Origin of the sequence: Protofrankia sp. Cas8, assembly GCF_963555845.1 — a bacterium.
Taxonomy (GTDB): Bacteria; Actinomycetota; Actinomycetes; order Frankiales; family Frankiaceae; genus Protofrankia.
The window spans coordinates 21,840-31,592 of the sequence record NZ_CAUVXI010000040.1 but is presented as its reverse complement, the minus strand read 5'-3'; the positions used below and the strand labels follow the sequence as shown (position 1 = coordinate 31,592).

The window sequence follows — 9,753 nt, the reverse complement described above, 5'->3', positions numbered from 1 at the left end:
GTGGTCCGCTCATGATGCACACGAGACTGCGCGGCACCGGCAGCCGCAGCCTGCTCGATCGCCGCAAGCCCCGGCAGGCTGGCGGGAGCTGTTCGTTCCGCCCCGACGGCAGACGGAGCCCCCTGAGCAACGCCAGCCGGCGCGGCGACCCGGACAGAAGATCCAAAACGACAGTCAGATCCGGAGCCTGTCGAGCCGAGATCACCCGACCAGCTCGGGGCCGCTCATTCCGTCGCAGATCCCGATCCCGATTCCGACTCCGACTCCGACTCCGACGGCGACGGCGAGGCCGTCATCACCGCGACGATCCGCTCCAGGTCTTCGATGCTTCCGAATTCCACAGTGATCTTTCCTTTGCTGCGCCCCATGTCGACCTTCACCCGGGTGTCGAACCGGTCGGACAGGCGGGCGGCAAACTTGCCGAGTGCGGGAGCGATGACCCGGGGCCCACGGGGAGCCGTCTTACGCGGCCCCTCCTCGCCCATGGCCACGATTTCCTCGACGGCCCGTACGGACAGACCCTCGGCGACGATCCGGGTCGCGAGGCGGTCCTGCGAATCAGAATCCCCCAGCGACAGCAGTGCCCGAGCATGGCCGGCGGACAGCACGCCAGCCGCCACCCGACGTTGCACGGCCGGTGGGAGACCCAGCAGCCGAATCATGTTGGTGACATGGGATCGCGAACGGCCGAGTTTCCCGGCGAGTTCCTCGTGGGTGGCGCCGAAGTCGCGCAGGAGCTGCTCGTATGCGGCTGCCTCCTCAAGGGGGTTGAGCTGCTGGCGGTGGAGGTTCTCCAGCAGCGCGTCCCGGAGCATGGCGTCGTCGGTGGTGTCCCGCACGATCGCGGGGATCTGGCTGAAGCCCGCGAGCCGGGACGCCCGCCAGCGCCGTTCCCCCATGACCAGCTCGTAGCGCCCGGGCATGATTTCGCGGACGACTATGGGCTGGAGCAGGCCGACTTCACGCAGGCTCGCGGCCAGCTCCTCAAGCGTCTCCTCGTCGAAGTGCATCCGCGGCTGGCGCGGATTCGGCGTGACCGAGTCGACGGGGATCTCGCGGAAGGTCGCGCCATGAACCGGTACCGGCCCGGATCTCAGTCCGAAGCCGTTGTCGATCCCGATGTCAGCGCTGTCCATCGCTGTTGGGATCAACGCTCCCAACCCTCGCCCCAGTCCACCCCTGCGTGCTGTCACAGGCCCACCCCATTCGGCTCGAAGCCTCGCTCGGCAAGCTCGCGCGCGGCGGCCAGGTAGGACAGTGATCCCCGCGAAGCAGGGTCATAGGTCAGAACCGACCGGCCGTAGCTCGGCGCCTCGGCGATCCGCACATTACGCGGGATGGTCGTGCCCAGCACACGGGGCCCGAAGTGCTCCTTGACTTCGTGGACGACCTGGTCCGCAAGTCGCGTCCGTGAGTCGTACATAGTCAGGATGATCGTGGACAGGTGCAGATCCGGGTTGAGGTGGGCCTGCACGAGTTCGACGTTGCGCAGGAGCTGCCCGAGGCCCTCAAGCGCGTAGTACTCGCACTGGATGGGGATCAGAAGCTCCTTGGCCGCCACCAGCGCATTGACCGTGAGAAGCCCGAGACTTGGTGGACAGTCCACGATGATGTAGTCGACGTCCCGCTTGAGTCCGGCGATCGCCCGACGCAGGCGGGTTTCCCGCGCTACGACCGAAACCAGCTCGATCTCGGCACCGGCAAGGTCGATGGTGGCCGGAGCGCAGTAGAGACCCTCGGATTCGGAGGACTTCACCACGACCTCGTCGAGCGGTCGATCCCCGAGAAGAACCTCGTAAATAGATGGAACACCGGACCGGTGGTCAACCCCGAGCGCAGTTGATGCGTTGCCCTGCGGGTCCAGGTCGATACACAGGACCCGGCACCCGTGCATGGCCAGGGCCGCGGCAAGATTCACCGTCGTGGTGGTCTTCCCGACACCACCCTTCTGGTTCGCCACCGTAATGATGCGCCGTCGGGTAGGCCGGGGAAACGGCCGTCGTCGTTCCATGGTCAAGGCTTCCACTGCCGCCGCTGCCGCCGCTCCGATAGGGGTGGATGGATCATGAGAGTCCATTGGTCGGGCCGACGGCTGACGCACTGCCCGTCCCGCGCCTATGGAGGTGTTACCTGCCCCCGACGCTGTTTCACGTGGAACGTGAGTGTCCACGTGCACGCTGCGCCTCCCGTCCTCGCCGTGCTTCACGCGTTTTCCCGCTTCCCTGCCGGCGCCCAGGCTCAGATGCGGTGTACACGGCGCGCAGCACGGTGGTCGGCTCCGAAAGCCGCCCGACCCCGCACTTCACGACGTCCACCTCGCGCCAGCCCTGGGCATCCAGCTCACCTCGCGCGACCGACAATTCCTCGACAACGCGCGCACCGCGCAGTGCAAGCATGACACCGCCCGGTTCCAGCATCGGCACGAGCATCGCGCCCAACCGCTCCAAGGACGCGAGAGCCCTTGCCACGGCAACATCAAACTTGTGGCCTTCCACGGTAGTGGCAATGTCGGGCGCGCGTCCCCGGATGACCGTGACTCGCCCCTCAAGTCCGAGCCTCGCCACTACTTCGTGCAGAAACACGCACCGGCGTTGCATCGGTTCGAGGAGGGTGACTCTCAGGTCCGGACGGACGAGCGCGAGCGGGATACCGGGCAGCCCGGCTCCGCTCCCCACGTCCACGACGGTCGCGGCGGGCCCGACGGTCTCCTCGACCACGGCGCTGTTCAACAGGTGACGGTCCCAGAGCCGGTCGGTCTCACGGGGACCTATCAGCCCGCGGTCAACGCCAACCGTGGCAAGAAGATCCGCATACACACAGGCAAGGTCAAAACCATCCCCGAACACTCCACGGGCGATGGCCGGGGGGCCGGACACAGGCAACATGCGACCAGCATCCTCGCTACCCGAATCAGGACGCTCCGTGGAAGGCCGGATCGGCTGGCGCGGGAAGTGCGGCCACCTGCTTCACCGGCCTGCCCAGCGATAGCGGAACTCGGGCCGGCCGGTGGTTCCGTAGCGTTGCGTCCGGCCGACGAGGTGCTGGCCGACGAGTGCTGGCCGACGAGTGCTGGCCGACGAGGTGCTCAAGATAGCGCCTGGCCGTGACACGGGAGATACCGGCGCCGTCAGCGACGTCCACCGCGGACAGCGGACCACCAGCGGCCCGAAGCTGGCCGATCACCACGTCGTGTGTTGCCGCGGACAAGCCCTGCGGCGCCTCGGCGGGAGTCGGCTCCCGCAGCGCGGCCAGCGCCCGGTCGACGTCATGCTGGGCCACACCCCCAGGTTCGGGCTGTACGCCCGTCCCGGAGATCTGGCGCCGGTAGTCGGCGTAGCGCTCGAGCCGCTCCCGGAAGGTCGCGAAGCTGACCGGCTTGAGTAGATACTGGACCACGCCGTAGGCAACGGCTGTCCGCACCACCGCACGATCGCCGGCGGATGTGACAGCGATGACATCGACCGGCGCCCCGTGCCCGCGCAGCGCGCGGCAGACGTCCAGACCGCCCATGTCCGGTAGATAGAAGTCGAGCAGCACCAGGTCGACCGGGGTCTGTGCAACGAGCCGTAACGCCTCGCCACCGCAGTCGACCACACCTACGACAGCGAAACCCGGCATCCGCTCGACGTAGGTTTGATGTGCTTCAGCAATCAACGGGTCGTCCTCCACCACCAGGACGCGAACGCCGCCTCGGGCTGGGATCACTACCTCACCGACCTTGTGCCCAACAGCGTGGTCGGCGCCTTCGGCGCAATCGCCTTCACTACCGGCAAGTACGGACTACATACGCTGAAGAGCCTCGGAAAGCTGATCATGATCTTCTACGGAACATCGGCATTTTTTGTGATCGTCATACTCGGCGTCATCGCCGCGGCGTGCGGGATAAACATGCTGAAACTCCTGCGCTACCTCAAGGACGAACTACTGATCGTCCTTGGCACGTCATCATCCGAGTCGTTCTTGCCGCAGCTCATGCGCAAGCTCGAACACGCCGGCGCACCGCGCCAGATCGTCGGGCTCACCGTACCGACCGGGTACTCGTTCAACCTTGACGGCACCTGCATCTACCTGATGCTGGCCGCGCTGGCCCGTATCGCGGTCACACCGCGGGTACCCGCCCGTTGACCCCGGCGGTGGCGTCGTCCGCCGCATCGGTGTACGCCGTGTCAGCCCGACCGGACCTGGTGTAGCACGAACGCAATACACCCCCTGTCTGCCGTGTTCTGTGGATCACGGCAGACAGTCAGGCAAGCAGGAACGAGGTCAGTCCGTAGGGAGAATGACCACCCGGCGCTGGGGGTCCTCCCCTTCGGACTCACTGACCACACCGTCGATCGTCGCTATGAGGTCGTGGACGACCTTGCGTTCGAACGGCGTCATCGGCTTCAACTTCTCCGGCCGGCCACCGGTCTTCACCCGCGCGGCGACTGCCGCGGCAAGCTCCCGCAGCTCGGCACGCCGCCGGGCACGGTGACCACCGACGTCCAACATCAGCCGGCTGCGAACGCCGGTCTTCTGAAGGACCGCGAGCCGGGTGAGCTCCTGCAACGCCTCCAGCGTCTCCCCTCGGGTGCCCACGAGCAGGTCCAGGCCGTCCCCGACGACGGCCACGACGGCTCGCTCTCCCTCCACATCGAGGTCGAGGTCGCCGTCCATGTCGACGATGTCGAGCAGAGCCTCCAGATAGTCCGCTGCGATCTCGCCTTCCTGTTCCAGATCGGCGATGCGCCGCCGGCCGTTCGTCGGCGTGTCAGCGGCCATGGACGGGCCGCCGACCTCGGCAACCGCGGCAACCGCGGCGATGTCGGCGGCCAGGTCAGGTGCCGAACCGGTCATCAGAACAGCTCCTTCGAGGATGGACATCTGCTGTCGGGGATCTGGCGGGCACGCCTGCGACGGGCACGACTGTGACGGCTATGGAAACCGATCACCGCCGCCCCCCGGGCCGCCCGCCTTTCCCGCGCCGCTTGGCGGGACGGGAGCCTCCGGATGGGCGTCGCGCTCCAGCCGGCACCCCGGGTGTACCTGCCGCACGGGTCTTGGGCTCGCCTTCGGATGCCGTCCTGTTGTCCTGGACTGCGCCGTTTTCCGGTACTGGAGCCGGAGCCGGCTGGACCTTGCCGGCCGCACTACCGCCAGTCCCGTTACCAGCCACGTTGTCGCCAGCCCAGTTACCAACCGTGTTGCCGCCAGTCCCGTTACCGGCCATGGTGCCGCCAGTCCCGTTACCGGCCATGGTGCCGCCAGTCCCGTTGCCGGACGCAGCGCCGGACCCGTTTCCCGCCGCCGTCGCCGGCCGCGCCTTACTGCCGGGATTGCCAGGCGAACGGGTCCCGGGCGGAGCCTTGCCGGTGGACTTGTTCACGGCCTTACTGACGGCGGTCGCGGACGATTCCGTGGTCGGAGCATCCACGGCGGGCTTGGAACGGCTCTTGGCCTTCGCCGCGGGCCGAGCGCCGGGCACCGGCCGGGCACCGGGTGCGGGACGCGCCGGCGGCTCAAGGGTCTTGCCCTTCGCAGCGCTACCAGCCTCCACCCGGGCCCCGGGTACGCGTCCGGTCGCGGTCTGTGCCAGCACCGGCGGCATCCTCTTGATGACGAAGAACTGCTGGCCCATGCTCCACAGGTTGGTGGTGAGCCAGTAGAGCAGGACAGCGATCGGGAAGCGGAAACCGAACACCGCCAGCATGATCGGCGAGCCGTAGAGCAGCACCTTCTGCACCATGGCCTGCTGCGAGTCCGTTGTCCCGGTGCGCGCCATGATCTGCTTCTGGGTCAGGAACGTGGTCATGCCCATGAGCAGGATCAGGACGACGGCAAAAATCTTGACGTTCGTCCCGTCGGCGCGGACGAACTCCAGGAAGCTCGACGACGAGGTGAAGGACGTCGACAGCGAGACGCCGAGCAGTTTGGCCTCGGCGATCTGCTGCACCTGGTGAGCGGTCAACCCCACTCGCGCCACCCATTCCAGCCCGTTCTTCCCCTCAACGGGTTGGAGGTGGCTGAAGACGTGGAACAGCGCGATGAACAACGGGATCTGCAGCACGATCGGCAAACAGCCCAGCAGCGGGTTGCCGTGCTCCTTCTGCAACGCCATGATCTCGGCGTTCATCTTCTGCTTGTCGTGCCCGTGCTTCTCCCGGATCTCCTTGATCTTGGGTTGCATCAGCTGCATCGTCCGCTGCGACTTCACCTGCCTGACGAACAGGGGAAAGATCAGAATGCGGACACAGATCACCAGCAGGACGACAGAAAACGACCACGCGAAGAAGCTGCCCTGACCGAAGATCAGCCCGAAGCCACCGTGGAAGAAGACGATCGCGTGTGCCGCGAGATGGTAGAGGGGATTCAACACTGGCCTGTCTCCTTAGTGCTCCAGGGACTGCGGCCTCCGGGCGCGCGATCCGACGATCGTCGCGCGCCCTTTGGCCATCAAGACCCTCGTGCCACGGCTGACCCTCGTGCCACGGCGGGACGCGGTCGGCTTGTGCGGGTGCTTGGGGTCACGCGTCGGGGCCGGGTCACGCGTCGGAACCGGGTCATAACCTCCGGCCGACAACGGCTGGCAGCGCAGCAGCCGGCGGGCAGCCAGCAGGCCGCCCCGGACCCCGCCGTAACTGCGCACCGCCTCAAGCCCATACGCGCTACAGGACGGCTCGAAGCGGCAGACGCCGGCGCTGCGCACGGACCAGGCGGCCCGATAGAGTCCGATCATGGTACGCAGCGCCCACGCGAGGGGACTGCGCACCATGCCGCCGGGGCCACGACACAGCCTCGGCGCGGCCCTCGCGGCAACGTGGCTTGCCACAGTCAGGTCGAACACTGCGAGTAGACCGACTGTAAGCAGAACGCAGTCACCGATGTTCATCGACGATGCCGGTCGAGGGTTTTGGCAATCCCGTCGCCCAGCCTGGACCCGTTACCGGACCGGCCGCGGGATGATCTCTCACGCAACGCCCGGTCGAGGGCGCGCCCCAGCTCATCTGAGGATGCGGTGGCACTGTCCGGTAAGGCACGAACGATCATCAACGTCCCAGCCGGAACGTGATCGAGTCGGGCACGTACCTGCTCACGCAGTCTCCGGCGGACCCGGTTGCGGACGACGGCATTGCCTACCTTGCGGCTCACGACAAACCCCACGCGTGGCGGAGGCAGGGCGGTCGCTGCGTCGGCGTCGTCCACGAGGTCGCTGCCTTCAGGCTTGTTGTCCACAGTCAGGCTGTGGACAACAAGCGGACCGCTGCGGATCCGGCCTCCACCGCGACCGACCTGGGCATGCTCGGCCCTGGTCCGGACACGGTTCCGAACGGGCAGCATGACGCGGGAGAGATCGCGGCGCGATGAATCTCAGGCGGACAACTCGCTACGACCCTTACGGCGACGGGCCGAGAGCACCGCGCGACCGGCGCGGGTCCGCATCCGAAGCCGGAACCCGTGCGTCTTGGCACGCCGGCGATTGTTCGGCTGGAAGGTGCGCTTGCTCACAGAAGACTCCGGACGCCGGACGGGCAAAGGACAAACGAGGACGGCAGTGGTAACGCGGGACACGCCGGAACACACCGAACAGCGCACGGTCGCCACAACTCGATGCCTGAGACTATCAAGTCTCACGCCACTCGAGCGGGACGGGTCGCGATCGCCGCCGACCGGGGCGCCGGCGGGGCACCATGCCGGGTGGGGTGTCATGGTCGTACACAGCTTGTGGACGACCATGTGGAGAACTATCCCCTCGGTGGGGCACGCCGACAGCTGACCGCCCCGACCGTTCGACCGTTCGACCGTCCGGAGGAGCCTCGCTCGTGACCGACCTTAGCGCCGACCCATTCGCCGGGATGTCAGGCCGGGTGTCTGCCGGCGAACCGGACCTGTCCGCCGTGTGGGGGCAGGCTGTCGCCGGCGTCGCGGACGGCACCCTGTCGGCGCAGCAGCGGGCCTGGCTGCGACTGACCCGTCCGCTCGGCCTCGTCCAGGACACAGCGCTGCTCGCCGCGCCGAACGAGTTCACCAAGGACCTGCTCGACTCACGCCTCCGATCGTTTCTGTCCACAGCTTTGTCCACAGCCTATGGACGAGAAATCCGCGTCGCGGTCACCGTCGAGCACCTGCCCGACCCGGAGCCGATGACCGGGCCGATCGCGCTGCCGGAGCCGACGGCCACCGCAGTCCCTGCCGCCCGGATCACCCCGGGGCTCGGCCGCGACCCGGCACCCCGGTCATACGAACCGGCGCGGCTGAACCCCCGGTACGTCTTCGAGACGTTCGTCATCGGCGACAGCAACCGGTTCCCACACGCGGCGGCGGTGGCCGTCGCCGAGGCACCGGCCAAGGCGTACAATCCTCTGTTTATTTATGGCGACTCGGGGCTCGGTAAGACGCACCTGCTCCACGCGATCGGTCATTACACTCTGAAGCTGTACCCGGAGTCACGAGTGAAGTACGTGAGCTCGGAGGAGTTCACGAACGACTTCATCAACTCCATCCGGGATGACCGCCAGCAGGCGTTCCAACGTCGCTACCGCGACGCCGACGTGCTGCTCGTCGATGACATCCAGTTCCTGGAGAACAAGGAACGGACGCAGGAGGAGTTCTTCCACACCTTCAACGTCCTGCACGACACCGAGAAGCAGATCGTCATCTCCTCCGACCGGTCCCCCAAGCAGCTGTCCGCGTTGGAGGACCGGCTGCGCAGCCGGTTCGAGTGGGGTCTGATCACCGACGTCACCCCGCCGGATCTGGAGACCAGGATCGCGATCCTGTCGAAGAAGGCCGCGACCGAGCGACTGCCCGTCCCCGGCGACGTGCTGGAGTACATCGCCACGCACATCGAGCGCAACATCCGCGAGCTGGAGGGCGCGTTGATTCGGGTCGCGGCGTTCGCAAGCCTGAACAAGTCGCACGTCGACCGGACCCTGGCCGAAATCGTCCTACGCGACCTCATCCCGGATGCGGCCGACCCCGAGATCACGGCCGCTGCGATCATGAACGCGACCGCGACGTACTTCGGTGTGTCCATGGAGGACCTGTGCGGCACATCCCGCAGCCGGGTCCTGGTCACCGCCCGCCAGATCGCGATGTACCTGTGCAGAGAACTGACCGACCTGTCGCTGCCGAAGATCGGCCAGCATTTCGGCGGACGCGACCACACCACGGTGATGCACGCCGACCGGAAGATCCGCGGGCTCATGGCCGAACGCCGCGCGATCTACAACCAGGTCACCGAGCTGACGAACCGGATCCGGGCTCAGACACGACAGGCATGACAGACACGCAGACATGAACGGCCTGACGGGCATGAACGAGACGAATCCGGGGTAGAAGCCACCCAAATACGGTCACGTCGACCTCGGTGTGCCGGTGGAGTCTTGTGCACAGCTTGTGGAAAACCCTGTGGAATCCGGGAACGGCGGCCTGGCTTCGGCGCGCCGGTTTCCGGCTCTTCCCGTGTGGGCGCAAACCGCGTCGAAGATCGATTCAAAACACTGCGTAGCCGGGGACAGACTGTGCAGAAACTGTGCACAAACAGTGGACGGACTCTGTACGACGGGGGAGCCTCTGGGGACAACCGGACCGCCGGTGGAAATCCACAGGGCCTTCACACAGCGGTACCCACAGCATCCGCACGGTCGGATCAGCTTCGTGAGCTGGCAATGGCCTTGGTTATCCCCAGTATCCACCGCGCCTACTGTCACGACGAACTAGATCCTTCTTCAAGGAAGACATCCAAGGCTGGTTGGGCCTGGGGACAACCAAATT

Annotated in this window: 10 protein-coding genes and 1 pseudogene; 2 read left to right on the top strand and 9 right to left on the bottom strand. The window is 66.6% G+C overall.

Annotated elements, in window-relative coordinates:
* Nucleotides 1–224: 224 nt before the first annotated feature.
* The 4 genes from U9977_RS08795 to U9977_RS08780 form a co-directional block, all read right to left on the bottom strand.
* Nucleotides 225–1,193: a ParB/RepB/Spo0J family partition protein gene (locus U9977_RS08795; RefSeq protein WP_322748702.1), complete on the bottom strand. Its 969-nt coding sequence runs from the start codon at nt 1,191–1,193 to the stop codon at nt 225–227.
* Complete coding sequence (locus tag U9977_RS08790) at nt 1,190–2,077, bottom strand: ParA family protein (protein WP_322748703.1); 888 nt, start codon at nt 2,075–2,077, stop codon at nt 1,190–1,192. Before U9977_RS08790 ends, U9977_RS08795 begins: the two co-directional genes overlap by 4 nt.
* A 70-nt stretch (nt 2,078–2,147) precedes the next feature.
* Complete coding sequence (gene rsmG, locus U9977_RS08785; RefSeq protein ID WP_322748701.1) at nt 2,148–2,885, bottom strand: 16S rRNA (guanine(527)-N(7))-methyltransferase RsmG; 738 nt, start codon at nt 2,883–2,885, stop codon at nt 2,148–2,150.
* Between the two features lie 25 nt (nt 2,886–2,910).
* Complete coding sequence (locus U9977_RS08780; protein ID WP_322748700.1) at nt 2,911–3,654, bottom strand: response regulator; 744 nt, start codon at nt 3,652–3,654, stop codon at nt 2,911–2,913.
* A gap of 81 nt (nt 3,655–3,735) precedes the next feature.
* Here U9977_RS08780 and U9977_RS08775 point away from each other — a divergent pair.
* A pseudogene (locus tag U9977_RS08775) lies at nt 3,736–4,086 on the top strand (cation:dicarboxylate symporter family transporter); the annotation flags it as partial.
* Nucleotides 4,087–4,263: 177 nt separating this feature from the next.
* On the opposite strand, the gene U9977_RS08770 reads toward U9977_RS08775, so the two are convergent.
* The 5 genes from U9977_RS08770 to rpmH all read right to left on the bottom strand — a co-directional run bounded on the left by U9977_RS08770 (nt 4,264) and on the right by rpmH (nt 7,485).
* Complete coding sequence (locus U9977_RS08770) at nt 4,264–4,836, bottom strand: protein jag (protein ID WP_322748698.1); 573 nt, start codon at nt 4,834–4,836, stop codon at nt 4,264–4,266.
* Between the two features lie 91 nt (nt 4,837–4,927).
* Nucleotides 4,928–6,355: a membrane protein insertase YidC gene (gene yidC, locus U9977_RS08765; protein WP_322748697.1), complete on the bottom strand. Its 1,428-nt coding sequence runs from the start codon at nt 6,353–6,355 to the stop codon at nt 4,928–4,930.
* A gap of 12 nt (nt 6,356–6,367) precedes the next feature.
* Entirely contained in the window at nt 6,368–6,751 is a 384-nt protein-coding gene (yidD, locus tag U9977_RS08760; RefSeq protein WP_322748696.1) for a membrane protein insertion efficiency factor YidD, read from the bottom strand.
* Nucleotides 6,752–6,864: 113 nt separating this feature from the next.
* Nucleotides 6,865–7,317, bottom strand: a complete 453-nt coding sequence (gene rnpA, locus U9977_RS08755; protein WP_322748695.1) for a ribonuclease P protein component — start codon at nt 7,315–7,317, stop codon at nt 6,865–6,867.
* A gap of 30 nt (nt 7,318–7,347) precedes the next feature.
* Nucleotides 7,348–7,485: a 50S ribosomal protein L34 gene (gene rpmH, locus U9977_RS08750; RefSeq protein WP_013871596.1), complete on the bottom strand. Its 138-nt coding sequence runs from the start codon at nt 7,483–7,485 to the stop codon at nt 7,348–7,350.
* Nucleotides 7,486–7,799: 314 nt separating this feature from the next.
* On the opposite strand from rpmH, the gene dnaA reads away from it, so the two are divergent.
* Nucleotides 7,800–9,260: a chromosomal replication initiator protein DnaA gene (gene dnaA / locus U9977_RS08745; RefSeq protein ID WP_322748694.1), complete on the top strand. Its 1,461-nt coding sequence runs from the start codon at nt 7,800–7,802 to the stop codon at nt 9,258–9,260.
* Nucleotides 9,261–9,753 lie beyond the last annotated feature (493 nt).